Source organism: Acidovorax sp. Root70 (assembly GCF_001428225.1).
Lineage (GTDB): Bacteria > Pseudomonadota > Gammaproteobacteria > Burkholderiales > Burkholderiaceae_C > Acidovorax.
Genome location: NZ_LMHQ01000015.1, coordinates 1 through 26,108 on the forward strand (window position 1 = coordinate 1; position 26,108 = coordinate 26,108).

Consider the following 26,108-nt stretch of genomic DNA (forward strand, 5'->3'; position numbering starts at 1 on the left):
GTCAAAGGGGTTCATGCTCATCTTCACGTTGGCGATGTCCACACCCGTGTTGTCCGACTTCACGCGGACCTTCACGTTGTAGTCCACCACGCGCTTGACGGGAACGAGGATCTTCAGCATGTTGGATTGGCAGAAAAAGTGAATGCGCTGCTCGGTGAGGCAGCAATGAAAAAGCAGCAGTGCCCACAAGAAAGGGCATTGCCGCAAACCAAGGCGCTGGGTCAGGGGTTGACGTACGCCGTCTTGACCGTGGTGAAGAACTCGGCGGCGTAGCGCCCTTGCTCCCGGGGGCCATGGCTGGACCCCTTGCGGCCACCAAACGGCACGTGGGGGTCGACCCCGGCAGTGGGCGCATTGACCATGACCATGCCGGCCTGCAACTCGCGCTTGAAACGGGCGGCGCTATTCAGGGACTGCGTCACGACCCCTGCGGACAAGCCAAACGGTGTGTCGTTCGCCACCTTCAGCGCCTCGTCGGCATCTTTCACCCGGATGACGCTGGCGACCGGTCCGAAGATTTCTTCGCGATTGATGGTCATGGCAGGCGTCGTCTCGGTGAACAGCGTGGGCTGCAGATAGAAGCCGGGCTGCCCGTTCCATTGCTCCATGGCGTTGCCGCCGAACGCCAAGTTCGCCCCTTCCTGTGTGCCCAGGCCAATGTAGCGCAGGTCTTGCTCCAGCTGGCTTTGATCCACAACGGGACCAATGACCGTGCCTGGAGCGCGGGCGTCTCCCACCACCAGGTTCTTCATCGCGTCGACCATGCCCGCCACGAAGCGATCATGGATGGCGTCCGTCACGATCAAGCGGGACGAGGCGGTGCAGCGCTGCCCCGTGGAGTAGAACGCGCCGTTGATGGCGCACGCCACAGCCTGCTCGATGTCCGCATCGTCCAGTACCACGAGCGGGTTCTTGCCGCCCATCTCCAGCTGGAATTTGGCCATGGCACCAGGCCGGCCCACCGCGCTCTGTGCGACTTTGCGACCAGTCGATTCCGATCCGGTGAAGGTGATGGCCTGAACGCCCGGATCTTCCAGCAGAACCTTGCCAAGCTCTCGTCCGCGCCCCATCACCAGATTGAAGGTGCCTGCGGGCAGTCCCGCACGCGAGATGATGTCTGCCAGCGCCCAGGCGCAGCCTGGAACCAGCTCCGCAGGCTTGAACACCACCGCGTTGCCGTAAGCCAGTGCGGGCGCAATTTTCCAGGCCGGAATCGCCAGCGGGAAGTTCCACGGCGTGATGATGGTGACCACGCCGACGGGCTCGCGAGTGATCTCCACGGTCATATTGGGGCGGGTGGACCCCAAAAGCTCGCCGCCCACGCGCAGAGCTTCGCCCGCAAAGAACTTGAAGATGTGCGCGGCGCGCAGCACTTCGCCCGCGGCGTCTGCCAAGGCCTTGCCTTCCTCGCGCGCCAACAGGTCGGCCAATTCGCCTTGCCGCGCCAGCAACTCGCTGCCGATGCGGTCCAGCGCTTCCGATCTCTGCATAGGGGTCTGCGCGGCCCAGCGCGGTTGCGCCGCCGCTGCAGCGGCCACGGCCGTGCGCGCCTGCGCTTGGCTGGCGCGCGCGTACTGACCCACGACATCTCGGGTGTCGGATGGGTTGATGTTGGCGGCGGCGTCCGCGCCCGCGAGCCATTCGCCCGCAATGAAATTGTGGTGGATGGAGTTACTCATTCGGATAGAGGCCCTTGGTTTGAGCAAATAGTCGGCAGATGCCGAACAAGGCGTCCACATTCGGCGTGGGGACCTGCACTCGCTGCGCAATGTCCCGCACTGCACCGACGATGGCGTCGAGCTCCAGTGTTCGGCCTGCCTCGGCGTCCTGCAACATGGATGTCTTGAAGGCACCGAGCTTTTCGGTGATGCGATGCCGGTCTTCGGGGCTTTGATCGATGGGGCTGCGGATTTTTTCGCCCACTGCGGCAACTTCGTTCATGGCGGCAGAGCAGAACGCCCGCACTTGTGCATCGGACAAGATGCGGTCTACGGTAGCGCCTGTGACTGCAGACAAGGGGTTCATGGTCAGGTTGCCCCAGAGCTTGAACCAGATGTCATGCCGTATGTCGTCACTCACCGTGACCTCGAACCCTGCAGCTTGCAAAAGCTCACCCACGGCCAGGGCGCGCGGCGAACTGCCCCCTTGAGGCTCGCCGATGATGAGGTGCTTGCCCTTGACGTGTTTGACCATGCCCGGCCCGCGCATCCGGCTGCTGGCATGCACCACAGCCCCGAGCACATTGGCAAAAGGGATGCTGGCGGCAATCTCGCCGTGAGGGTCAATGCGGGGCAGGCCGGACTCGAAGCCTGGCAGGCCCTGGCAGAACCACCAGGGCACACCGTTCATGGCGGGCAGCACCACGGTGTGGGGGCCGATGAGCGGCCGGATGGATGCGGCCACCGCCGCCAGCGCAGGGCCTTTGACTGCTATGACCACCAGGTCCTGGGGACCCAGGTCCTCGGCACGGTCGCTCGCGTTGGCCGGTGCCTGAACGTTGCTGCCATCCTCCCGCTCCATGCGCCACCCGGAGGTCTGGAGAGCGGTCAGGTTGTCGCCACGGGCGAGTGCAGACACCCGCAAATTGCCCGTGGCCGCGATGGATGCACCAATCAGGCTGCCAATCGCCCCCGCCCCGACGATGCAAACCGTTTGCAGGTTCGGGGCGGCGAGATCTGAAGCGAGGCGCGGCGGCGACTCAAGCATCGGCCGTGAATCCGATGGATTTGACGATAGGGCCCCAACGCTCCAGATCGGCCTTCAAGGCTGCCGCGAGTTCTTCAGGCGAAGAGGCGCGGACTTCGAGGCCCATGGCGGCGAGTCCGTCCACCACTTCTTTCGCGCCAAGCGCTTTGCGGATTTCGGCGTTCGCCTGGTTGACCACGGCCGCGCTGGCCTTGCCAGGCAGGAAGAAACCGTGCCATTCCCCATAGACCAGCGACTTGTACCCTTGCTCGGCCAGGGTGGCGACTTGCGGGACGAACTTGCTGCGCGTGGCTCCGCTGGTCGCAAGAATGCGCAGCTTGCCGCCAGGCAGATGGGGCAGAAACTCGCCCACGGGCGCGGACACGGCGGCAATCTGCCCGCCCACCAGGTCCATGATGGCTGGCTGCGTGCCACGGAAGCCGATGTGGCGCAGGTCCACCTTGCCCGCACGTCCGATCAGTACGCCGACGAAGTGGGGGACCGAGCCAGGGGCGGGAGAACCGAAGTTCGCCTGTGTGGGATTGGCATTGCACCAGGCCAGGAACTCAGGGACGGTGGTGACGGACGCAGGAACCAGGGGGCCCACGGCAAAACCCATGTCCACCTGCACGGCCGTCGAGACGGGCGTCAGATCGACCAGCGGGTCGTAGGGCAGCTTCTTGTAGGTATGGGGGTAGATACCGAGCATGGACATCGGCGTCACCAGCAGGGTGCTGCCATCGGCGGGCGACGCCTTCAGGGCCGAAATAGCGATTTGCCCCCCGGCACCCGGGCGGTTGTCAACGACGACCGCCTTTGCATAGGTGCCGGTTAAGCGAGCAGCGACACGGCGGGCTTCCGTATCGATCGTTCCGCCGGGGGCAAAGCCGGCAATGATCTTGGCGTTCTCCAGCGTGTTTGCGCGGGCAGCGAAGGGTACGGCGGTGGCGGCCAGGCCCCATGCCATCTGCGAGATGAGTTGTCGACGTGTTTGCATTGGATATGTCTCCTTGTGTTGATCGTTGAGGGGCAAGGGCTCAGCCCTTCTTGCTCTTTCTGGCGTCGGCAAGGTTTTGCTTGAAGCGGTCGGGCACGCGCTCGTCGAATCCCAGCGCCACGCGCCGGACCTCTGCCGTATCGGTGGGTGGATGCCCCACGCCCAGGGCGCTGGCGCGGGGAGCCGCAATTTCCACCACCGTTCCTGCCACGCGGCCCAGACCGGTGATTTCGCACTCGACGACATCGCCAGGGTCTACGGATCGCGAGTGGCAAGGGGTGCCCATCAGGATCACGTCGCCGGCCACCAGCGTGATGTGGCGCGCCAGATCGGCGATCACGTAGTGGGGGCCCCAGATGGTTTCTTCGCCGATGTGGGCCTCTTGCACCACCAGTCCGTTCACATAGGTACGCAGGGTCTGCGCAAACAGATTGACCCCACGCACCAGTCCGGGGCCGATGGGCAGCAGCGTGTCCGCGCCCTTCACGCGCAGCATCGAGCCCTGGTCGGTATCGCGGAAGTTCTGCAAGCCCATGTCGAGTGCGGGGCAGAAACCTTCGATGTAATCCCACGCCTCGTCGGGCGTGACATTGCGGCAGGTCTTGCCGATCACCACGGCATATTCGCCTTCGTAGTTCAGGTACTGGCAGTCGGCGGGCTTGAGGATTTGCCCGCCGTGACCGTTGAGCGACGTAGGCGGCTTGGTGAAATAAGTCGGCGACTCTGTTGGCTTGCTTTTTTGGCGTGTCTCGTAGCTGCGCGAGCTGTACGAGATATGCACGGCAATGATCTTGCTGGGGTTGACGGGCGGCAAGTAGGTCAGCGCCTGGGCGTCCAGCACCCGGCCGTCGTCCAGCTGCAAGCGGCCCGCGTCGGGACCACCCTCCATCAGGGTTCCCCAGAATGCGCTGCCGCCTACCAAGGCGCGGCGGCGCTCCACCCGGGGGCCGCACATGACGGCGGGTAGCTCAGAGATGGGAAACTCGAAATTCATGGTGCTCAATCTGTTGGATGTGTTGAAGGGGCGCGATGCGTTAGGCGGCAGCAGGCTGGCTCGCTGCGCCGGTGTTGCCCTGGCTGGCTGCCTCGGAGACATCGAACCAGACGTGGATGTTTCCGGTGCCGCGTGCGTTTTCGTAGGCCGACAGCGGGTCGCCTTTGGCGCGGCAGGCCGCACCACCCATGGCTCCGAGCATCTGCAGGTAGTGCGCTCCAAACGCTTCCCACGGCTTGCGGCGGTAGTCGTCGTCCCAGCGCGCGAGGATCTCGTCGTGGCGCCCCTGGCGCATGAATTCAATGGCTGCCTTGTCGCTGGCAATGTTCTCGGGACGAGACACATTGCTTTCGTGGAAGATGCGCGGATGGTTCGGGCGCCAATCAATGCCGTTGAACTTGTGGCTCAGCGCCCCAGAGGCGAGCAGCACCACATTGAGGTCGCTGCGGCGAATGGCTTCACCGATGTCTTCGCCCGATTGAAGGAACTGAGGCCACTCGCAGTTCTGGCAGGAGCTGACGGTCAGTACCGGGGTCTTGCTCAGTTCCAGGTGCAGGTGCTTGACCAGGTTGATCGTTGCGTACTGCTTTCCCAGTTCGGGATGGCGGATGTTGCGCACATAACCTTTGCGCTCCCGCGAAACGGCTTCCACCTGCACGGCGAGGTCGGGGCAACCCAGGTAGTTGTAGGGAACTCCATGCAGATACCAGGGCATTTCATCCGAGATATAGCTGCCTTCGAACTTCGCGCCACCGTCCACCAAGTGGTAGCCGGTGGTGAACCAGTGCGAATCAAAGATCAGTACGGCATCGGGTTTCACGGCCTTGATCCGCTCACGAACCCGGGCGTAGCCCGAGATCAGGTCAGAGTCTGACCCTGCACCTTGCAGCACGCGAAACTCTTCGCACTGCATCAGGCCAGGGTGGTGCGACACCATGGCGGCGCCAACGATTTTTCCCATCGGGAGTCTCCTAGAAGCTGCCATCTAGGCAGCAGGTCAGTTGAATTTCTTGCCGGCCCACAGTTGCCGCCGGTCCGCCAAGGGATCGGCCACCACTGCCGAGCGGGTGTCAAAGCGCATGGTCTGGCGGGTGGTGAGGTCGTACCGCGTCCATCCGGGGTCTCCGGTTTTGACGAATCGCAGCCAGTGCCCAAACATGGTGTCTGCCAACGGCTGGTAGCCCGGGCCGCCCAGGAAAGGGCTGGCCTGTTTGCTGGCCAGGGTGTTGAAGACGTAAGGAACGTCCACCACATGGGCGGCGCCCAGCCGGCCGCCAAAACCTGGCGATTGCCAGGCAAACTGGTAGTTCCAGGTCTGGGCACCCGCTGCGACCCGGTTCTCCGCGTAGCGCTGCGCTGGCATACGGAACGTGCTGTCGGACTCCAGTGCCGCCAGCATGTCGCCGGGCGATGCGTTGGGGCGCACCTGGGCGTAGACATTCGGCGCGTTGGACGTCAGGCCCGCCCCTCCCAGCGCAGCAGCGAAGGCCGGTGCAGAGATGCGCTCAATGGCTCCGCCGGGCACCAGGTACAAGCGGGCTTCGTCGTCGGTGCTGCCGATCAGCAGCGGTATTGATTTGTGTGCATGCCGGGTCAGCGAGGCCAACGGAGGGTCCGTGAGCAGCGTGCCGTCCACCACGGGCAGGTAGGGGGGCTGACCACTGATACCGCCCCACTTGGCCCGGTCACGCAAGTCGGCCACCATGCGTTCCGTGCCTGCGACAAGCGCGGGCAGGGGCACATTGGCAAGCGCCTTGGCGGTGGGCTCTACACCCAGTGTCGCAGCGGTCGCCGCCGCAATGCGGCCGGCCTGCTCAGGGGTCAAGTGATTCTGGGGCGGGCTCTGCGCAATGGCCTTATGGAACAGCCCTTGGGCCGCAGGCATGCCCATCAGAGCCATCACGCTCTGGGCTCCGGCAGACTGCCCGGCCAGGGTCACATTGGTCGCATCGCCCCCGAAGGCCGCGATGTTCTGGCGCACCCATTGGAGGGCCGCCACCTGGTCCAGAAAGCCCCGGTTGGGCGGCATGCCTTCGACCCACATGAATCCGTCGATGCCTACGCGGTAGTTCACGGTCACCACCACCACCCCTTCGTGGGCATAGGCGCTGCCGTCGTACCACGACTCGCCAGCATCCACGCGATAGAAGGCGCCACCCGGCAACCAGACTAGGACCGGCGCGCCCCGGGCGTCGGCGGGTGCCCAGATGTTCAGCGTCAAATCGTCTGCAGCGCCCGACATGCCTCCATCGGCTCCACGGGACGGCTGGGGAGGCATGGGGCCTGCACTCGACGCATCGCGAACGCCCGCCCATGCGGGCACTGGCTGGGGGGCCTTGAACCGGTTGGCCTCCAAGTACGGATTGGCTGCGTAGGGGATGCGCTGGAAAGACAGCACTTGCCCTTGCCTCCGGCCCGCTAGTTTCCCCTGCGCCACGGTCGCGATGGGGGTATCGCCCGTGGCATTGGCAATCGCCGTGGCCGTCGATGAGGCGCATCCGCTGAGCGCCATGCCGCTCAGGCCCAACGCCGCGCAACCCATGAGAAGCTGGCGCCGGGATGTGTTCTCGCTGTTCATTGTTGTCTCCTTGTGATGCGGCGATGCCGACCGACACTCAACGGTGGCTGAAGCTGGCCTTGAAAGGCTTTTTAGGAACGACCACGTCCTTGACATCGCAGAAGAATTCGAAGCTCCACTCGCCACCTTCACGACCCACCCCTGAGCGCTTGATGCCGCCAAACGGTGCCGCGAGATCGCGGATGCCAAAGCTGTTCACCCAGATAAAGCCCGTGCGGACTTTTTCGGCTACAGCCACGGCGTGTCCTTGCTCGCCGTAGCACACGCCCCCAAGGCCGTAGTCGGTGCCGTTCGCCATCTCGATGGCTTCTTCGTCAGAGCAGAAGGTCTGCAGCGTGAGTACCGGACCGAACACCTCGTTCTGCACGATCTCGTCGTCCTGGCGCAGGTTGGTCAGCATGGTGGGCTGGTAGTACTGCGCGCCGAATGGATGGCGAGCGCCGCCCCACAGCACGCGTGCGCCACCGGCCACGGCACGGTCCACAAACGCACCGACACGTTCCAACTGCCGGGGATGAATCAGTGGGCCCACTTCTGTCGCTTCGTCGCGCGGGTCGCCAATGTTGAGCTTCTCCACATAGCCGCGCAGCGCTTCGATGTAGCGGTCGGCGATCTTTTGGTGCACCAGGAATCGGGTGCCAGCCAGACACACCTGACCAGCGTTTCGGTACATGAGTGCCCCGGTGGCCGCAGCGCTATCGATATCAGCGTCTTCCAGCACGATGAAGGCGCTCTTGCCGCCCAGTTCCAGGCTGCACGGCACCAGGTTGGCACCTGCGGCCCCGGCGATCCACTTCGCGGTGGGGACTGAGCCCGTGAATGAGATCCGGGCAAGGCGTGGGTCGCTGACCAGCTTGGCACCGGTCTTTGCGCCGCTGCCTTGCACCACGTTGAACACGCCGGGGGGCAGGCCCGCCGCATGGGCGGCATCGGCCAGCAGCGAACAGGTCAAGGGCGCCCACTCTGGTGGCTTGAGCACACAGGTATTGCCCGATGCCAGTGCCGGGCCCAACTTCCATGTGGACAGCATGAGTGGTGCATTCCACGGCGTGATGATCGCAACCACCCCTGCAGGGTCATGCCGAACCAGGTGGGTGGCTTGTTCCGTTTCCAGCTTGCGGTCCTGCAGTCCCAGCGCGTGTTCCGCAAACCATTTGATGTTGAGCATGGCGCGTGGGACCACGCCGTGGCGCATGCGCGAGAGGAGCACCCCCGCGTCATTGCTTTCGAGCTGGCACAAGGCGTCTGCGCGCTTGCCGATCTCTTCGGCGAACCGGTCCAGATAGGGCTTGCGGCCCTCGGCCCCTAACGCTGCCCAGGCCGGAAACGCGCGTTGCGCCGCTTGGATCGCCTGGTCCACATGCTCGGCAAGGCCTTCCGACACGTGGCCCAGCAGGTGTTGGTCAATTGGGCAATGCAGCTCAAAGGTTTCGGTGGAACCGACTCTTTGGCCGTCGATGTAGTGGTCTGGTGACACGGGGACGCCGGCCACGACCAGGGGTGCGCTATTCATTGGGATTCCCATCCAAGTTGGAAACAGAAGAAGACGATCGATCAGGGCAGCAGCTTGCCGGGGTTGAGCAAGCCATGCGGATCGAGCGCGGCCTTGATGCGGCGCATCAGGTCGAGCTCCACGGGCGACTTGTAGCGGGCCGACTCGTCGCGCCGGAGCACACCGAGCCCGTGCTCTGCAGAGATGGAGCCGCCACGCGCGTGCACCGCGTCGTGGATCAAGCGATTCATTGCTGGCTCCAGTGCCAGAAAATCGGCGGGGGAGGACCCCTCGGCTGGCGACAGGTTGTAGTGCAGGTTGCCGTCGCCCAAATGGCCAAAAACCACAAGGCGGACCAAATGAGACTGCGCCAGGATGCCCGCATCGGTAGATTCGATGAACTCGGCAATGCGCGACGCTGGCAGCGAAATGTCGTGCTTGATGGTCTTGCCTTCCGCGCCTTGTGCTTCGGAGATGTTCTCGCGCAGCGCCCACAGGGCCTGCAGCTGCGACAGGCTGGAAGACGGCGCTGCGTCTGTGATCAGGGACTGCTCAAATGCGGCCTCCAGCAACGACTCCATGCTGGACGTGGCCTGGGTGTCGTCCATTTCCCCAGACAACTCCATCAGCACGTACCACGGACTGCGTTCTCCGAACGGAATGCGGCTTCCCGGAACATGCTTCTCCACCAGCTGCAAGCAGGTGTCGCTCATCAGCTCGAAGGCAGTGAGGGCCGCGCCCAGGCGTGCCTGTGCGAAAGTCAGTAGCTCGACCGCTTGGGCGGGTGCAGGCACCGCCACGCATGCGACGACCTGGGACCTGGGTTGGGGGAAGAGCTTCAGGGTCGCGCCCGTGATGATGCCGAGCGTGCCTTCGCTACCGATGTACAAGTCGCGCAGGTCATAGCCGGTGTTGTCCTTGCGCAGACCGCGCAGTCCGTTCCACAGCTCGCCTTCGGCCGTCACCACCTCAAGCCCCAGACAAAGCTCGCGTGCGTTGCCGTAGCGGAGCACCTGCACACCTCCTGCATTGCTGGCCAGGTTGCCGCCGATGGTGCAGCTGCCCTCGGCGGCCAGGCTCAGCGGGAACATCCGACCTTGCGCCTGCGCGGCCTCCTGCAGGGCCAGCAGCGTGACGCCCGCATCGACGGTGATGGTGTTGTTCTGGAGGTCGACCGAGCGGACGCTCTGGAGCCGGGACAACGACAGAACGACGGAGCGACCCGAAGCGTCGGGCGTCGCCCCTCCAGACAATCCGGTGTTGCCCCCTTGGGGTACTACCGGAATGCGCCGCTCATGGCACCACCGCATGACGCTCGCTACGTCCTGGGGGCTATCGGGTTGCACCACCGCCAACGCAGTCCCCGTCCACTTGCCGCGCCAGTCCGTCAGGAACGGCGCCATCTCTTCAGCCTCTGTGAAGAGACGGCCGGCAAATGCGGCACGCAGCGCCGTGTGCAGCTCAGTAGCCATTGCGCACCTCGGTGCTAGGGGATGCGACGTCGTTGCGATAGCGTTGCAGCAAGGCCTTGGCCGCCTGCGACAGCAGCGTCGTGTCGACCCCGATAGCAACAAACTGCGCACCCACCGAGGTGTAGTGACGCGCCAGGGCTTCGTCGGTGCACAGGATGCCGGCGGCCTTGCCGTGAGAGCGGATGGTCCGGATGGCCTTTTCGATGGCCGCCTTGACCTCGGGATGCGATGGCTGCCCCAGGTAGCCCATGGAAGCCGACAGATCGGCAGGGCCGATGAATACACCGTCCACACCTTCGACCTGCGCAATGGCGTCCAGCTGTGCAAGTGCGTCCGCCGTCTCGACCTGAACCAGCAGGCAGACCCGGTCATTGGCCTCGTGCAGATAGTTGGGATACCGGCTCCAACGGGAGGACCGCGCCAGGCCACTGCCCACGCCGCGAATGCCTTGCGGCGGATAGCGCATCGCGGAGGCCAGCGCGCTGGCGGCTTCCGCAGTCTCCACCATCGGGACGAGCAGGGTCCGCGCACCGATCTCCAGCACTTGTTTGATCAGCGCGGCATCGCCGTGTGGAATGCGCACGACCGCTTCCGTGTCGTAGGGGGCTGCCGCCTGCAGTGCGCCCAGCATGGAACGCAGGTCGTTCGGACCGTGCTCTCCGTCGATCAGCAGCCAGTCGTAGCCGAGCCCTGCGCACACCTCCGTCGCATACTGATCGGCAAGCCCGAGCCACAGGCCCGCAAGTTGTCGACCCGCCTGGAGCGTGTCCTTGAACGTATTGCGTGGCGTCTGGGTCATACAAACCTCGCAGAGATCGAACCGAGGGAGCCGTAGTCGGCGTGGAACACATCACCCACGGCACAGGCCACAGGTCGCGTGAAGGAGCCACCCAGAACAATTTCACCGGCAGCGAGCGATTGCCCGTAGGGCGCGAGCCGGTTGGCCAGCCATGCAACACCGTTGCCGGGATGGTTGAGCACGGCAGCCCCGAGGCCCGACTCTTCGATCCCCCCGTTTTTGAACAACAGGGCGCCGGCCCAGCGCCAGTCCACCTCGTTCGGGCGCATGGGGCGGCCTCCCAGAATGATGGCGCCATTGGCCGCGTTGTCTGCAATCGTGTCCAGCACCTTGCGCGGCGCACGCGTGTTCCGGTCGAATTGCTCGATGCGCGCGTCAATGAGTTCCAGCGCCGGGACGACATAGTCGGTCGCGTTGAGCACATCGAACAGGGTGATGCCCGGCCCCTGGAGGGGCTTGGCCAGGATGAACGCGAACTCCACCTCCAGGCGCGGCAGGATGAAGCGGTCGGTCCGGATCTCCGATCCGTCAGGGATCAGCATGTCGTCGAGCAGCGTCCCGTAGTCAGGCTCCGTGATCTGGGACGAGATCTGCATGGCGCGGGAGGTCAAGCCGATCTTGTGACCAATGACCTTGCGGCCATCCTGTTGGCACAGGTCCATCCAGGCGCTCTGGATGGCATAGCTGTCTTCGATATCCATGGTGGGATGAAGACGAGAAAAGTGTTCGAGCTGGGTGCGTGTGCGCTGCGATTCGTGCAGCTGGCGTGCCAGCGAGGCATGCAATGCGGGGCTGAGATTCACGGTATGGGCCTGGTCGGTGCTGATGGCAGGCCCAGAGTATCTGACTGTGAATTGCGCTTGACAATCGACAAATAATGGTGAATTAATAAGTAAAAGTGGCTAATTGATTTGACCTGGTGCAAAGCGCAAGCTGCAAAATTCACGCATGGCTCTCACACGGTTCACCCTCAGGCAGTTCGAAGCCTTCTCCAGCGTTGCTGAAATGCGGAGCTTTGCGGCTGCGAGCGAGCAGATGGGTTTGTCTTCATCAGCGGTCAGTCAACTTGTTGCGGAGCTGGAGTCCACCATTGGTTTCCGCGTGTTTGATCGCAGTACGAGGCGCGTGGAGCTGTCGAGTGCTGGCAGGGACTTTCTCGGCTCGGTCAAGTCCGTGCTGAGACATGTTCATATGGCCGAATCGGCGGCCTCTGACGTCAGAAACAGGGCCTCCGGGGTTGTGCGCATTGGCGCGCCCCTGGTGCTCGCGGGGGCCATCCTTCCTGCCGCTATCAAAGCCTTTTCCGAAGAGCGTCCGAAGGTTGTCATCCGCATCCGGGATACCCCTGTCGATGACCTCCTGGACCGTGTCGCCAGCGGCGACTTGGACTTGGCTGTGGGGCCAGATCGCAGCGGCATTGAACACGTTGAGGCCATCCCCGTCTTTGACAGCCCCTGGGTCCTTTGGTGCTCGCCCGCACATCCTTTGGCGCAGCGCAAGTCCCTCAAGTGGGCGGATCTGCGCAACGCCCACATCGTTTCCGCCGGGCGCGACCATGAGCGAAGCGTTGCGCAAATGCGCCTCAACGCCCCCGAGGGCTCGCGGATTCTCCCGGTGGATGTGGTGGACAACGTCTCCACGGCCCTGGGTATTGCGGCCCAGGGGCTCGCGGCGACGTTGGCGCCGGCGTACATCTCTGCCATGGCCGTGCCTTTGGGCCTCGTCATGCGGCGCGTCAAAGATCCGGAAGCAATACGCCAGGTTTGCATTTACCGGTCCACGGTACGTGCAGCGCCTCCGGCTGCGGAAGCGTTTGCCGAGTTTCTCAAGGAGTGGCTTCAGCAGTGGCAAGCTAATGAAGCTCGGCGGAAGCGGGCTCCACGGGCAACTGCGCGATGACTTGTCCCGTCCCTGAAGCCACAAAATACGGGGTGACCAGATGGGCGGGCGCCTTGTAGTTGGCCCAACCCAGGGCGCCCAGAAGCATCGCCGTGTCGTGCATCCATCCCTCGCCAGTGCACGCCTTGGCATAGCTCGGTAGCATGGCCGTGAACTCGGCCCAGCGGCCCGCCTGCCACAGCTCCAGGGTGAGCAGATCGCACTGCCGATTGAATTCGTCGCTGATCTCATACGGCCGGTCCAGAACGTCCTGGTTGTCGTGAATCCGGTGGGAGAGCGAGCCGCTGGCGATGAGCGCAACGCGGCTTTCCGACGCTTCAATGGCTTGGCGAAAGGCGGCACCTACCCGGCGGCTCTCGTCAATCGTCGCGAATGCGCACCAGCCAGACACCGAGATGACGCGAATGCTCTTGTCGAGCTGCATGAAGTGCAGCGGCACCAGCGTGCCGTACTCCAGTCCGAGATGGGATTTTTGGTGCGCAATCGTCTTGACGCCCGTCGCGCTGGCGCACTGGGCCATGGCGAATGCAAGCTCCGGGTTGCCCTGGTAGGAATAGGGAAGCTCGCTCAACTGCGTCGGGAACTCACTGCTCGTGAAGACGCCGTCAAATTGCGCTGCTCCGTTGATGTGGTACGCGGCGTTGCTCAGCCAGTGCGTGTCCAGGATCACAACGGTGTCGGCCCCGGCTTCGGTGATTTGCCGACCAACGGCCAGTAGCCCATCCGTGGCATCACGGCGGCAGCCGTGCAGCGGCCCTGGCTGCTCCGAGATGATGAGGCGGGGAATGTGCGTGACTTTGGCGGCGTAGACAAGTTGGCCCATGGGCGATCTCCTTTGGTTTGAGTTCCGCTGCAGTGTTGTTCAGTCACACCCCCAAGGACAAGCGATCAATACTTGCCCACTCTTCAGAATTCCTCAGCAAATGAATTCCTGGCAATTGCGCTTTGTCAACACGCTTCGCGTTTTGGGGTGACAACCAACGACCCGTTCAAAGCCGAATTGAACTACCGCCTAGCGCTATGAATAAAGCAAGGACATGGTTGAATTCGCTACGCTCAATTTTGGGTATCTTGGTTATCCGTCGTCGCCTGCTCGTTTCAAACTCTACGTCTCGCGTGCTGCGACTGAGGCCACCAAGTAGCGGGAGTTCGCCAGTCAAAACAATGAGATGGTGACGTGACTTGAAACGAACAGCCTCGGAACAGCTGGGACGATTCATTCCGAACTAGCGCTAACGAGTGGGTAAGAATTTGTCGATTGGTTTTTTGCTCTCCACGAATCAGACTCCGGGCACTTTGTTCGCTCGAACTTCGATGCCCATGTCGATGTCCAGAGCGCACGAAGTGCGAAGTAGAAAACACACTGGAGACATTTATCAATGCGGCGATTTAATCCCCTCTCACTCGGCACTGCCAAGCTCTCTCTGGCTGCGTGCATTGGCACCAGCGCGCTCATCACTGCGTGTGGTGGATCTGACGATTCATTCACGTCTCCCTTTCTCGACGCCACACTCACATTGCCTGCAACTGCAGTGCCGGCAGCTACTCGATCACCTGCAGGCACGAGTGAATATCAGCGACATCTGGACGCTGCGACGGCCAATGCCGGCAAGGAGTTCGCGGGAGAGCAACGTCGCCAATGGTGCTACTCCGTCGAGAACGCAGGTGCCCCGCCTGAGCTTCAGGACACGGCGGTCATTCCGATGACCAAGATGTTTGACAACCTGTACTACACGGGACGCCGCTGGGTGGGACAGTATGTTTTGAAGACGCCCAATGGCTATTTCCTTTTGGATGCGCAGAATAGTACCGATGACGCCAAGACTATGACGATCCCCGGACTGGTGTCTGTTGGCATCAATCCCGCCACCCTCAAGGGAATCATGCCGACACACGGGCATGGCGACCACTACAACGGCGCGAAGTTTATGCAGGACACCTACGGTGGGCCTGTGTACATTGGCTCTGAAGACGCGGCGGCACTGACTGCGGCCAACGCGCGCAACGCAACGGTGTTTTCTGGTTCCATCATCACCACCTCGCTCAGCAACGGGACCATGACACCCCAGATACTCGCTGTAGATGGCTTGAACTTAACGGTGCTGTCTACTCCCGGTCACACGCCTGGAACGTTCTCCGGCATATTGCCGGCGCAGCTGGATGGCAAGAGCTACAAGCTTATCTTTTGGGGTGGCACAGGTACACCAACCACCTTACCGCTTGCCAAGGCATATCTCGATGGATCTGAGCGGCTCTACCAATTGGCCGTTGCCGAAAACGTGGATGGGACTATCCACACGCATCCATTTGTAGATGGATCGCTGGCCAAGCTGGATGCCCTCAACAAAGGCACCGCAGGTGGCAAGAATCCATTTCTGATCGGTAATGCCAGCACGCTGCGATCTTTGTCGATTCTTCGCGAGTGCTCCGCAGCAAAGGTCAATGCGCTTGACGCGACCGTGATCAATCCTGTTTGGCTCACGACCACTACGGAAGTCGCAGCTAGCAAACGCACCAGTTCGAACGGCACCAGCAACGTGGCAGGACTGATTCGCGTCGCGGACCCCTATGGACCCGTCGCGAACGCGACGGTCAAGCTCAGCCTGTCGGGAGGCAGCGATAGCTGCACTGCGACTACAGATGCTGCAGGCGTCGCCTCCTGCGCCTTCCTGACAACTCAACCGACACAGGGTGGTATTGCTACTGCCCAGTTCGTCGGGACGCGGACCAGTACCCAGGTCCAGCTACAAAGCTCGGCATCTGTCGCACTCAACTAATAGATTACGTTCGTTGATGACAGAAGATCGTCTCGTACACGCTGCCTACTTCAAGGGGCCGGCTCTTAGGCAGGCCCTTCTGGGCCTGCTTTTCTTGTGTCCTTGGGGTGTCATCTGCGCTGATACTTCGCCTGCCGCAGAGAGACACCTTCATTCGGCGCGCCAGCATGCCAAGTCGTCCGCACAACTTCAAAAGAATTTCCGGACCTGGTGCGCATCTGACTTACAAGATTCGCGGTTAATTGGCGGCCTCAAAGAAGCATTGCTACAAGCCGAGATCAAGTTCAAAGATGCCCGGGACTCAGGTCAAAATAATCTTGAATCTCCCGTGGTTGAACGCCAATGCCTAGCATACAGGCTCACGAAGGTGAATCCTGAGTTCAAGACCCCAGTCTGGTACTTGAGTCATCTACAGTTTGTTCATACAAAGCCCACGAGCGGGCATGGAATTAGCGCAAAGGCCGTTGCACGGGCGAGCAGCGCAGACGGCCCAATCCTGAACAATCGAATCACTTTCTCCATGGGGCTTCATCACAGTTGCTTTGGTTACACGGATGTTAAGGGGCAAGTTGCCTGCACCCTTGTAGACACCCATCCCCATGGACCAGGGGTTGTGCACGAGGAGGAGGCCGACAGTATCGTGGCTTCATTGCAGGGGGTTCTGAGTGACGATCTGGTTCTGTGGCCAACAACCTTGACCCTAAAAATATCTCCGCACTCTGGACGTTCGACAGGGTCAACTGCAAAACGCCCGTAGTTCAAACTCTGCTGCGCAGTATCCGCCGTCGCTTTCAGAAAGAAGATGGGGCGGTGCACCGCGTGGATTCAGGTCTCGGCGGAGCGAGTCGCAATCCAACGGCTCTCTTCAATCAGTTCAAGTAAGCCTGCTTGGATGATGTCCAAGGTTGGTTTGTCCACTAACTGACCTTCTTGGATACGCGTCGCCACACCAGCAATGGCGATATGTTGGCGCACCAATGGCCGCGCTAACGTAGCTGCCAGTGCGTCACGAATCTGGGCTTGTGCGCGCACCCCCCCAGCTGTGCCTGGCGATGCTGTCATGATGAGCGCCGGCTTGCCCTTGAGGGGCGATGCGAAGCCCGGTCGCGACGCCCAGTCAATGGCGTTCTTGAGCACGCCTGGTATGCCGTAGTTGTATTCTGGCGAGCAGACAATCAGGCCATCGGCGCTCTTGATTGCTTCTTTCAACTGAACTACGGCGGCGGGCGGTTGGTCCCCATCCAGATCGGCGTTGTACAAGGGAATCTCGTCGAGAGGAAACAGCTCCAGTGTCGCTTCGGGTGGTAGCAGGGGCTGCAGGCTGCGCAGCACGGCGGTGCAATGCGAGGCACGGCGGATGCTGCCCGAGATGGCCAGGAGGCGCAGGGGGGAGGGGGGCGAGGCGGTAGTCACGAGGTTTTCTCCTTATTTCAATGGTCTGAGTTTATGCATAAAATTCAAAACATGTATAAAAATGACACTTCTCAGCGCACCCCGCCCCTGGTGGATCAGGCCTTTGCGCAACTGCGCAGGGATGTGTTGAGCGGCACCTATAGCCCCGGTGCCAAGCTCAAGCTCGATGAGTTGCAAGCTGCCTACGGTTTTTCCAGCAGCCCTCTGCGGGAAGCCTTGAGCCGTCTGGCCCAGGAGGGGTTGATCCGCGCCGACGAGCGCCGGGGTTTTCGTGTCACCGCAATTTCTGCAGAAGATCTGATCGATATCACCCGCATGCGGGTCATGCTTGATGTGCAGGCGCTGCGCGAGTCTATCGAGCACGGGGACGACGCGTGGGAAGCCCAGGTGGTGGCAGCTTTCCATCGACTGGAGAAGGTAGAAGGCCGGCTCAGCGACGGACCGGTTGTTTTGGACCAGGGATGGACCGACGTACACACGGCCTTTCACATGGCCCTGATCTCGGCGAGTCCCTCGGAGCGTTTGCGCACCTGGAGCGCCAGCCTCTTTGATCAGGCCGAACGCTACCGGCGGTTTTCTGCACGCCACCGGAAAACCTTCAAGAACAAATCCAGCGAGCACCGCAAGCTCATGGATGCCACCTTGCGGCGCGATGCGGACACCGCCTGTGCGCTTCTGCAGGAGCACATCTTGGGCACTGAGCGCAATGTACTGGCCGTGCTGAGCAAGGTGGAGCCTGATCGCGGCGCCTAAGAGGCTCTGCTCAAGCGCAGCTCAAGAAAACTAAGCGAACCCGTCCCATCGCGCACCAAGCCTTTACCTGGGGCGCCCATAGAGACCGTCTTTCCCTAGACCGTCCCCTCTCTCGTCAACGCCTCCCCCCTCAAAAAAAAGCCCGCAGGCCTCATGCCAGCGGGCTTTTTTTGCTTCTGGATGCGCGCGTTCCTGACGCTGACTGTGCAGCCTTCTGATGCTTGTTTCAGACAATTTCCCAGAAATTGCTCGGTAGAAACAACTATGCACGAAACATGTTTTATGCATAAAAATAACTTCATGCATTTATCTGCGAGATGCGTGATTTGTTGAATCACTCTTCTCGAAGCCTCTTTTCCATCCCTCTCTAAGGAAACCCATGAAACTGATGTCCTACTCAATCGGCGGCCGTGAAACCTGGGGCGTCGTCCTCGGCGATGGCGTGGCTGAACTCGCCAGCCGTACTGGCCATGCCACCTTGGCCGACTTCATTGCGAGCCCAGATTTCCAGCGTCGTGATGCTCTGGTGGATGGGCTCAAGGCGGATGCGAAATTGGCTGACGTGACATTCCTGCCAGTGATTCCTCGCCCAGAAAAGATCGTCTGTGCGGTGCGTAACTACATGGACCACCACCAGGAAGTGCTCGCCGCCGGCATGCAGCGCGAGTTGTCCGAGCAGCCACCGATCTTCCTGCGCGTATGGCGTTCGCAGACGCCCCATCAGGGCCCCATCATTCGCCCGCACGTGTCGGATTCGCTGGACTGGGAAGGCGAGCTGGCCGTGGTGATCGGCAAGGAAGGCCGTGACATCAGCGAGGCAGAAGCCTGGTCCCACATCGCGGGCTACAGCTGCTACAACGACGCCAGCGTGCGCGAGTGGCAGTTCCACGCCAAGCAGATCGCTTCAGGCAAGAACTTTGAATCCACTGGCGCCTTCGGCCCCTGGATGGTGACGGCCGACGAGATCGCGCCGGGCCGGGAGCTCAAGCTGGAGACACGCCTGAACGGCGTAGCGGTGCAGTCCAGCCACACCGGACACATGATCTTCTCCATCCCCCGACTGATCGCCTACGCCTCCACCATCTTCACGCTGGTGCCCGGTGACGTGATCATCACCGGCACTCCGGCTGGTGTGGGCTGGAGCAAGAAGCCGCAGCATTTCATGAAGCCAGGTGACGTGGTGGAGGTGGAGATCGAAGCCATTGGCGTGCTGCGCAATCCCGTGGTTGCGCAGGGCTGATTCCTACCGTTCACCAAACCCTTTTCGACCTTCCACCCACCCCTGCAAGGGCAGAGCCAGGCCCCATGCGGCCGCCGCCCACGGAGACAAATACGATGCATAGAAGACATGTCTTGGCCGCCTGTGGCGCGGCCGCGCTTGGATGGCCGGCTTTGCCTGCCTGGGCTCAGGTGTACCCTGAGCGAGCCATCAAGCTCTACCAGGGTTTTGCCCCCGGCGGCAACGCTGACGCCATCGCGCGCGCCGTTGGAACGGAAATGGCCAAAGCCTTGGGCCAGCCGGTGGTGGTGGAGTCACAGTCGGGAGCAGGTGGGAACATCGCAGCCACTACGGTGGCACGCGCCAAACCCGATGGGTACACGCTGCTGCTGGCGACCGGCGGACACGCCGTTGCGGGCGCCCTGTACAACACGCTGCCCTACAAGTCGGTGGCAGACTTCGAGATGGTGTCCACCATCACCTTCTTTCCCTTCCTGGTGGTGGTCAACGCCAATTCAAAGATTCAGAACCTGCGCGAGGTGATCGCCAATGCACAGGCTGCGCCCGGAACGGTAGGGTACGGCACCGCAGGTGTGGGCTCTACCCACCACCTGGCGGGCGAGTTGCTGGCCAAGATGGCCCGCGTGAGTCTGCTGCATGTGCCCTATCGGGGCGACGCTGCATCGATCACTTCCCTGCTGGCGGGCGATGTGCCTTTCATCATCGCTCCCCCCACTGCGGTGTTGACCAACATCCAGGCGGGCAAGCTGCGGGCCATTGCCACCACGGGGCTTCAGCGCTGGCCCGGCCTGCCCAACGTTCCCACCGTGGCGGAACAAGGCGTGGCAGGGTACGACGTGCGGTCGTGGGCGGGTTTGATGGCACCGGCCGGCACGCCCCGAGCGGTCGTAGATCGCCTCCAAACAGAAGTAATGCGCGCTCTGCAAGCATCTACCGTGCGTCAACGCCTGGAGGATATGGGAGGCGAGGCACGAGGGAGCACGCCCGAAGAAATGAAAACCATGGTCAGCCACGAAATAGAAAAATGGCAGCAGGTGGTGGCTGACGCCAAGATACCCAAACAATGATTGCCACCCATTCCAGCGAAGGACTTATTGCATGACTTTGATCGCTATCCGCAAGCGCAGCTTGACCATTGAAACGGTGTACCACGAGGGCGGGCCACCGCCCCAGACACCATTGCGTGTCGCCTCTGCCTGTGCCGTCATCCGCAATCCCTATGCGGGCCGATATGAGCCGGACCTCCTGCCGTTCATGGCCGAGCTGCGCAGCCTGGGCACGACGCTCGCCGAAGAGCTGGTCGGCGTGCTGGGCAAGGACAACGTACAGGCCTATAGCAAGGCCGCGATTGTGGGTGTGAACGGTGAGCTGGAACACGGTGCCGTCTGGCACGAAGCTGGCGGTTGGGCGATGCGCCAGGTGCTGGGCGAGCCCAAGGCCATCGTGCCGTCGGCCAAGGTCGTCGCGGCGACAGGTTACCGCTTGGTGGTGCCACTGCACTACATCCACGCGGCCTATGTCCGCAGCCATTTCAACAGTGCCGAGGTCGGCATCCAGGACGCACCGCGCCCCGACGAAATTCTCTTTGCGCTGGTGATGGCCGATGGTGGTCGCATCCATGCGCGTCTGGGCGGGCTCACCCGCGAGCAGGTCTCCGTCCACGACGGCCAGCGCTGAAGGTCAAGATGGCGATCTCCTTCGAAGGCTCGATGAAAGCCGTGCAGTTGCAGGTCACGGGTGGCCCGGAAGTCCTTTCCTGGATCGATCTGCCCACACCCCAGCCCGGGCCGGGCCAGGTGCGCGTGCGAGCGCGCGCCATCGGCGCAGGTGGCCCCGACGTGCTGATCCGCAACGGAACCTACAAATGGATGCCGCCGCTACCCGCCATCCCTGGCAACGAGCTGGCTGGCGTTGTGGACGCCGTGGGCCCGGGCGTGGCTCGGCTGCAAGTGGGAGATCGGGTGCTGGTGAGTGCGCGAGAGCTGCCCCAGCGCGGTGGCTGCTATGTGCAGGCGATCTGCGTACCAGAGTCGGTGCCTTTTGTGCTGCCCGCCAGCATCGCTTGGGAAGACGCCGTGAGCCTTGGCAACTTCCAGTTGGCCCTTGCTCTGCTGGGCAGCAACGGCAACTTGCCGGCCCAATCCATCCTGGTGCCTGGCGCAGCCGGTGGGGTGGCCACAGCGCTCGCTCAGGTTGCTCGCTCGCGCGGCCTGCGGGTGATCGGCACCGCCTCTACGCCTGAGAAGCGGGCATTCGCCTTGGAGAACGGCGTGACGGACCTGGTGGATGGCGACGTGCAGGCGCTGCCGCAACGGGTGATGGAACTGACCGCTGGCCGTGGCGTGGACCTGGCGTTCGACCACGTGGGCGCTGCGCTCTTCATTGCGTGCCTGCGTTCGCTCGCGCCGTCGGGCATGGCCGTGTCGTACAACATCCTGGCCGGCCCGCCCTCTGCGGACGTGTTCGACGAGTTGCGCAAGCTGCTCGCCAAGAGCCTCGCCATTCGCACCTTCTCCATTCACGCGGTGGACGCCGATGTGGCGCAGCGCCGTGGGTTGATGGAGCAGGCCATCGCACTTATGGCCAGCGGCCAATTGCGTGCGCCGCGCGCCATGTGCATGCCGCTGGCGGAGGCACGCCGGGCCCACGAGCTTCTCGACAGCGGTGGCACGCTCGGCAAGCTGGTCCTCATCCCCTGAACCCCTGGAGTCCGACACCGTGAACCCACCCTATACCGCCAACCTTTCCCACTGCGGAATCTTCTGCCGCGACCTGGAGGTGATGAAGACCTTCTACACCGGTGTGTTTGACATGCAGGAGACCGACCGGGGCGAAGGTGTGACCTTCCATTTCGAGATCGTGTTCCTGAGCGGGCGTGACGATCAGCACCACCAGTTGGCGCTGGCCGGAGGCCGCTCAGCGGATGCACCCAGCACGGTGATGCAGCTGTCCTTCAAGGTCCAGACCCTCGACCACCTGCGCGAAGCTCGCCGCCGTGCGCTGGCCCTGGGGGCGACAAAGATGCGCTGCCTCAACCACGGCAATGCGATCTCCATCTACTGCATGGATCCGGAAGACAACACCGTCGAGATTTACCTGGATACCCCTTGGTATGTGAGCCAACCCCATGGCGACCCCCTGGACCTGGACCAGACCGACGACGCCATCTGGGCCCAGACCGAGCGCGTTGTGCGTTCGGACCCCAGCTTCATGCCGATGACGGAGTGGACGGCGCGGTTTGCGCAACGCAATGCGGCTTTGAAGGCACAGTGAGGTAAAGAGAGCGGGGTTTTGAGGAGCCGCAGCAACTGTTGGCTCCTCATCATCGCTCCCTCCAACCGCTGTAGCGTATTTCCTAGCAGGGCAGGGCGCAATACAGCGGTGGCGGGACGGTAGCCGGCGCCTGCATCCATGGCACCGTTTTCTTTTCAAAGACTGAATGCCGAAGGGTCAGGCCTTCAGCGTGCAGCAACCGCCGCCGCCTCATAGATATCGATCTGCGGAGGCTCCTGGCAGAGGCTTGCCATGGACTGTGCGAACGTGCGCGAGGCCTCCACCCGGAAATGGGCTTGCAGTGCCGCCATGTCGCTCCAACGCTCGAAGAACACGAACCGCAGCGGCTGTTGCACGTCGCGGCTGACTTCGTGGGACACGCAACCCGGCTCCGCCCGGGAGCGCAGAACATGCTCCACGGCCAGCCTCTCAACGGTCTCCTCCGTGTCTTTGCGCGCGATCACATGGCCTGTGACGATGATCATGGTTTGGCTTCCTCTTTTTGTAGTGGCTGTAATGAACGGACAGATGCTCCCCAGAGCTAACGTGCGCTGGCACCACCGTCGATGGGGATGATGGCTCCGGTCATGTAACTGGAGGCCGGCGAAGCCAGCAGCAGCGCCAGCCCCTGGATCTCATGCGGCTGGGCGATGCGGCCCAGTGGGATGTAGGTGCGCATGCGTTCAGCGCTCTCCGGCAGGCGCAGGCGCCCGCCATTGATGCCGGTGGCAAAGGGGCCTGGGGCGATGGCGTTGACCAGGATGTTGAACGGCGCCAGCTCGATGGCCGCCTGGCGCACCACGTTGTTCACCGCGGCCTTGGAGGCCACGTAGGCGTAGCCGGAATGTGCCTCCGACCTCAGCCCGGCGATGGACGAGGTCACGATGATCCGCCCTTGGCGGCGGGGCTTCATGTGGCGGCTGGCGGCGCGCAGCGTGCCCAGCACGCCCGTCAGGTTGACCTGCAGTACCTTTTCCCACGCTGCAGGGTCCACATTTTCCAGGCGCCCTTGTTCGACCAGGAAGCCGCGTCCGGCGCTCATGCCCGCGTTCGCAAACACGCAATCGATGGCCTCTTCAGCCGCGATGGTGTCGATATGGCGGTCTACATCCGCGCCATCGCTGACGTCGATCACCCGCTGCTGAACCTTCGTGTATGCCTTGCGCAGACGTTGCACTTCGGCGTCCAGCGCCTGGGCATTGCTGTCAGACAGCACGACTTCCGCGCCTGCATCCAGCAGGGCTTCTGCGATAGCGAGGCCCAGGCCGCTGGCAGCGCCCGTCACCAGCGCCCGCTGGCCGGTCAAATCAAACAAGGATGGCAACTTGGCCATGGTGGCGGTGCCATTCATCAACGGGCTCCTTGCAGCGGAATGAGGTGGTCCCAGCGCTCGGCTGCTTCGATCATGTAGTGCACGCTCAGAGTGACGCGCTGAAAGAGCCACTGCCCGTCCAGGCGGATGTACTCGTCGTCAAAGCGGCCCACCACGTAAAAGCTCTTGCCATCCCGCACCGGCCGGCCGTCGAGGTAGCTGGACCCCGTGCCCCGGTCGCCCTGGACCTGCACCACATGGCTGTGGATGAACTGCCGGGCCGTTTGCACGGGAAACGATGCGAAGAAGGCGCGGATGTTGTCGCGGCCTCGCACTTCGGGACGGCCGCCGTAGGCCACGCAGGCGTCGGGCGCAAACAGTTCATAGAGGCGGTTGCCCGCATCCTCGTTCACGAGTTCGTGGTAGCGGGCGCGCAGCGCGCGGATGGCTTCGATGCCCTCCATGCGTTCAACGCGTTCTGTGAGCGCTTTGACAGTGTTGTGGAGGGCTGAAAGCTCGACCGGAGCGTGGGTTGCCGTCATTGAAAAGTCTCCTGGTGAAAGTGGTGGAAATCACCCATGATTTTTTGGGCGCGGTCCCTCACGGACGCACCCGTGTGGGCATGGGGAATGACGTAGAAGCGGCGTGCGTGAATCGCGTCGACCGCAGCGCGCGCGACATCCTCGGCCCTGACGGCGGATGCGGCCATGCCGGCGCGCACCCGCTCTTCATATGCCGCTGCCGTCGGGCCGGCCCCTGCCAATGCGGGTGGCCGGTTGCGCTGTGACTCGTTGATGCGCGTGGCCACCAGAGAGGGGCACAACACCGACACACCAATGGAAGAGCCCACCTGCTCCAGATCCTTGGCCAGGCATTCCGAATACGCGACGACCGCGTGCTTGCTGGCGCAGTACACCGCAGAGCCCCCGACGGTGGCGAGGCCTGCGGCCGACGCGGTGTTGACGATGTGGGCCGGCGTGCCCCGGGCGCGCATGCGCGGCACAAAGCTGTGTACGCCATGTGCCACCCTCATGAGGTTCACGCCCAGCACCCACCGCCAGTCGTCGTCCGTGGCGTCCCAAGCGGTCCCGAGCACCGCCACACCGGCGTTATTAAAAAGCCAGTCCACGCCGCCTCGCCAGCTCCAGCTGACTTCGGCCAGACGCTCCACGTCGGCGGCGCTCGACACATCGCAGCGCTGCGCCACGCAATCGGCGCCTGCGGCCTCCATCAGCGCCTGCGTTTGCGCCAGGGCCTCTGCCTCGACGTCGGCTGCCACCACCGCCATGCATTCGCGGGCACATGCCAACGCCAGTGCGCGGCCTATGCCGCTGCCTGCGCCGGTGACTACGGCCACTTTGGGCGACGACATCAGAGACTCGCCCCGGACTTGCGAATCACCTCGGCCCACTTGGCTGCCTCGCCGGCCACGAAAGGAGTGAACTGTTCGTGGGGCATGCCGATCTTGACGCTCGAGACCGCGTCCAGCGCCGCTGTGACCTCGGGCGAATTCAGTGCCTGACCCACCCCATCGGACAAGCGTTTGACGATGGGCGCAGGCGTATTGGCCGGTGCAAAGATACCGCCCCAGTTCATCGCCACCACGCTGGGGATTCCGGCCTCGGTCATCGTGGGCACGTTGGGCAGTGCAGCGAGGCGGCTCGTGCTGGTCACCGCGTGCGCATTGATTTTTCCGTCCCGGATGTGCGCCCGAGATGTCTGTACATAGTCGAACAGCACATCCACATTTCCCGCAATCAGGTCGACCAGGGCCGCGGTGGTGGCCTTGTAGGGGATGTGATTGAAGCGCGCGCCGGTTTGGGTTTGCAGCAACTCCAGACACAGGTGGGCAGACGTGCCATTTCCACCCGACCCAAAGTTGAGCTTGCCAGGCTGTTGCTTGCCGAACTCGATCACGTCGGCGACGGTTTTGAACTTTGTATTGGGATTGCAGACCATGACGTTGGCGTTACCTGTCAACCCATGGATGGCCACGAAGTCCTTGATCGGGTCGTAGCGAATGTTCTTGAAGAGAACCGTGTTGGTCCCTTGTGTGCCCTGGGTGCCGAGCAGGATGGTGTAGCCGTCGGGCGCCGCGCGTGCCACAAACTCGGCGCCGATGGACCCGCTCACACCGACCCGGTTGTCGATGACGATGGGCTGACCCAGGTTGTCACTCAGCGCCCGTGCGATGAGGCGGGCCTGGACATCCACCACGCTGCCCGCGGAGAAGGGAACGACGAGGGTGATCGGGCGCTGCGGGTAGGCGCTCTGTGCAAATACCGACGGCGAGAGTGCCAGAGCCCCCATGGATGCCGAGAAGTGGCGGCGATTCATCATGGTCTTGTCTCCTTGTTGTGTATTCGGTCGTGCTGCATGAGCGCGCAGTACGGTGAGCACTGAGTGGCGCGGAGGCGGTTTGCC

25 protein-coding genes and 1 pseudogene are annotated in these 26,108 nt (G+C 62.7%); 8 read left to right on the plus strand and 18 right to left on the minus strand.

The window, feature by feature from the left end:
* The 11 genes and pseudogenes from ASD94_RS23155 to hpaH form a co-directional block, all read right to left on the minus strand.
* A pseudogene (locus tag ASD94_RS23155) lies at positions 1-117 on the minus strand (electron transfer flavoprotein subunit beta/FixA family protein); the annotation flags it as partial.
* 104 nt (positions 118-221) lie between these two features.
* A complete protein-coding gene (locus ASD94_RS10055) occupies positions 222-1,667 on the minus strand; it encodes an aldehyde dehydrogenase family protein (protein WP_233247357.1) in 1,446 nt (481 codons plus the stop codon).
* Positions 1,668-1,671: 4 nt separating this feature from the next.
* Positions 1,672-2,706, minus strand: a complete 1,035-nt coding sequence (locus ASD94_RS10060; RefSeq protein WP_056642214.1) for a 2-dehydropantoate 2-reductase — start codon at positions 2,704-2,706, stop codon at positions 1,672-1,674.
* On the minus strand, positions 2,699-3,682 hold the full coding sequence (locus tag ASD94_RS10065) for a Bug family tripartite tricarboxylate transporter substrate binding protein (protein WP_056642215.1): 984 nt from the start codon (positions 3,680-3,682) through the stop codon (positions 2,699-2,701). Before ASD94_RS10065 ends, ASD94_RS10060 begins: the two co-directional genes overlap by 8 nt.
* A gap of 40 nt (positions 3,683-3,722) precedes the next feature.
* Positions 3,723-4,676, minus strand: coding sequence for a fumarylacetoacetate hydrolase family protein (locus tag ASD94_RS10070; RefSeq protein WP_056642218.1), 954 nt, complete (start codon positions 4,674-4,676; stop codon positions 3,723-3,725).
* Positions 4,677-4,716: 40 nt separating this feature from the next.
* Positions 4,717-5,637, minus strand: coding sequence for an extradiol ring-cleavage dioxygenase (locus ASD94_RS10075; protein ID WP_056642221.1), 921 nt, complete (start codon positions 5,635-5,637; stop codon positions 4,717-4,719).
* A gap of 36 nt (positions 5,638-5,673) precedes the next feature.
* The gene (locus ASD94_RS10080; RefSeq protein WP_233247202.1) at positions 5,674-7,254 is read right to left on the minus strand and encodes a carboxylesterase/lipase family protein; all 1,581 of its coding nucleotides are present in this window, start codon (positions 7,252-7,254) and stop codon (positions 5,674-5,676) included.
* A 37-nt stretch (positions 7,255-7,291) separates the two neighbouring features.
* Positions 7,292-8,767: an aldehyde dehydrogenase family protein gene (locus tag ASD94_RS10085; protein ID WP_056642222.1), complete on the minus strand. Its 1,476-nt coding sequence runs from the start codon at positions 8,765-8,767 to the stop codon at positions 7,292-7,294.
* Positions 8,768-8,808: 41 nt separating this feature from the next.
* The gene (locus ASD94_RS10090; protein ID WP_056642223.1) at positions 8,809-10,218 is read right to left on the minus strand and encodes an FAD-binding oxidoreductase; all 1,410 of its coding nucleotides are present in this window, start codon (positions 10,216-10,218) and stop codon (positions 8,809-8,811) included.
* Positions 10,208-11,017, minus strand: a complete 810-nt coding sequence (hpaI, locus tag ASD94_RS10095; protein ID WP_056642225.1) for a 4-hydroxy-2-oxoheptanedioate aldolase — start codon at positions 11,015-11,017, stop codon at positions 10,208-10,210. The genes ASD94_RS10090 and hpaI overlap by 11 nt, the downstream gene beginning before the upstream one ends.
* Complete coding sequence (gene hpaH, locus ASD94_RS10100) at positions 11,014-11,820, minus strand: 2-oxo-hept-4-ene-1,7-dioate hydratase (RefSeq protein WP_056642228.1); 807 nt, start codon at positions 11,818-11,820, stop codon at positions 11,014-11,016. Before hpaH ends, hpaI begins: the two co-directional genes overlap by 4 nt.
* A 145-nt stretch (positions 11,821-11,965) precedes the next feature.
* Between hpaH and ASD94_RS10105 the strand changes: the two genes are divergently transcribed.
* Positions 11,966-12,916, plus strand: a complete 951-nt coding sequence (locus ASD94_RS10105; protein ID WP_056642229.1) for a LysR family transcriptional regulator — start codon at positions 11,966-11,968, stop codon at positions 12,914-12,916.
* On the opposite strand, the gene hpaD is transcribed toward ASD94_RS10105, so the two are convergent.
* Positions 12,870-13,739 carry a 3,4-dihydroxyphenylacetate 2,3-dioxygenase gene (gene hpaD / locus ASD94_RS10110; protein WP_056642233.1) on the minus strand — a complete coding sequence of 290 codons (870 nt, stop codon included), beginning with the start codon at positions 13,737-13,739 and terminating at the stop codon, positions 12,870-12,872. The two genes, ASD94_RS10105 and hpaD, sit on opposite strands and share 47 nt — an antisense overlap.
* 880 nt (positions 13,740-14,619) lie before the next feature.
* Between hpaD and ASD94_RS10115 the strand changes: the two genes are divergently transcribed.
* Positions 14,620-15,693 (plus strand): MBL fold metallo-hydrolase, encoded by a 1,074-nt coding sequence (locus ASD94_RS10115; protein WP_056642236.1) that lies wholly within the window; start codon positions 14,620-14,622, stop codon positions 15,691-15,693.
* 825 nt (positions 15,694-16,518) lie between these two features.
* On the opposite strand, the gene ASD94_RS10120 is transcribed toward ASD94_RS10115, so the two are convergent.
* Entirely contained in the window at positions 16,519-17,106 is a 588-nt protein-coding gene (locus tag ASD94_RS10120; RefSeq protein ID WP_056642239.1) for an NADPH-dependent FMN reductase, read from the minus strand.
* Between the two features lie 33 nt (positions 17,107-17,139).
* Between ASD94_RS10120 and ASD94_RS10125 the strand changes: the two genes are divergently transcribed.
* The 6 genes from ASD94_RS10125 (at position 17,140) to ASD94_RS10150 (ending at position 22,372) form a co-directional block, all read left to right on the plus strand.
* Entirely contained in the window at positions 17,140-17,859 is a 720-nt protein-coding gene (locus ASD94_RS10125) for a GntR family transcriptional regulator (RefSeq protein WP_056642241.1), read from the plus strand.
* A 379-nt stretch (positions 17,860-18,238) separates the two neighbouring features.
* Positions 18,239-19,099, plus strand: coding sequence for a fumarylacetoacetate hydrolase family protein (locus ASD94_RS10130; protein ID WP_056642244.1), 861 nt, complete (start codon positions 18,239-18,241; stop codon positions 19,097-19,099).
* Between the two features lie 95 nt (positions 19,100-19,194).
* Positions 19,195-20,166 (plus strand): tripartite tricarboxylate transporter substrate binding protein, encoded by a 972-nt coding sequence (locus ASD94_RS10135; protein ID WP_056642247.1) that lies wholly within the window; start codon positions 19,195-19,197, stop codon positions 20,164-20,166.
* A gap of 31 nt (positions 20,167-20,197) precedes the next feature.
* Entirely contained in the window at positions 20,198-20,776 is a 579-nt protein-coding gene (locus ASD94_RS10140; RefSeq protein ID WP_056642250.1) for an amino acid synthesis family protein, read from the plus strand.
* A gap of 8 nt (positions 20,777-20,784) precedes the next feature.
* A complete protein-coding gene (locus ASD94_RS10145; protein WP_056642254.1) occupies positions 20,785-21,798 on the plus strand; it encodes a zinc-dependent alcohol dehydrogenase family protein in 1,014 nt (337 codons plus the stop codon).
* Positions 21,799-21,817: 19 nt separating this feature from the next.
* Positions 21,818-22,372 (plus strand): VOC family protein, encoded by a 555-nt coding sequence (locus ASD94_RS10150; RefSeq protein WP_056642257.1) that lies wholly within the window; start codon positions 21,818-21,820, stop codon positions 22,370-22,372.
* A gap of 185 nt (positions 22,373-22,557) precedes the next feature.
* Here the strand turns inward: ASD94_RS10150 and ASD94_RS10155 are convergent, their stop codons facing one another.
* Genes ASD94_RS10155 through ASD94_RS10175 form a run of 5 tightly spaced genes read right to left on the minus strand, consistent with a single transcriptional unit; the run spans position 22,558 to position 26,024 of the window.
* Positions 22,558-22,857 carry a putative quinol monooxygenase gene (locus ASD94_RS10155; RefSeq protein WP_056642260.1) on the minus strand — a complete coding sequence of 100 codons (300 nt, stop codon included), beginning with the start codon at positions 22,855-22,857 and terminating at the stop codon, positions 22,558-22,560.
* A gap of 56 nt (positions 22,858-22,913) precedes the next feature.
* Positions 22,914-23,723, minus strand: a complete 810-nt coding sequence (locus ASD94_RS10160) for an SDR family NAD(P)-dependent oxidoreductase (RefSeq protein WP_056642263.1) — start codon at positions 23,721-23,723, stop codon at positions 22,914-22,916.
* Positions 23,723-24,226 (minus strand): nuclear transport factor 2 family protein, encoded by a 504-nt coding sequence (locus ASD94_RS10165; protein WP_056642265.1) that lies wholly within the window; start codon positions 24,224-24,226, stop codon positions 23,723-23,725. Before ASD94_RS10165 ends, ASD94_RS10160 begins: the two co-directional genes overlap by 1 nt.
* Positions 24,223-25,056 carry an SDR family NAD(P)-dependent oxidoreductase gene (locus ASD94_RS10170; protein ID WP_056642268.1) on the minus strand — a complete coding sequence of 278 codons (834 nt, stop codon included), beginning with the start codon at positions 25,054-25,056 and terminating at the stop codon, positions 24,223-24,225. The genes ASD94_RS10165 and ASD94_RS10170 overlap by 4 nt, the downstream gene beginning before the upstream one ends.
* Positions 25,056-26,024 (minus strand): tripartite tricarboxylate transporter substrate binding protein, encoded by a 969-nt coding sequence (locus ASD94_RS10175; protein WP_056642269.1) that lies wholly within the window; start codon positions 26,022-26,024, stop codon positions 25,056-25,058. The genes ASD94_RS10170 and ASD94_RS10175 overlap by 1 nt, the downstream gene beginning before the upstream one ends.
* Positions 26,025-26,108: the final 84 nt, after the last annotated feature.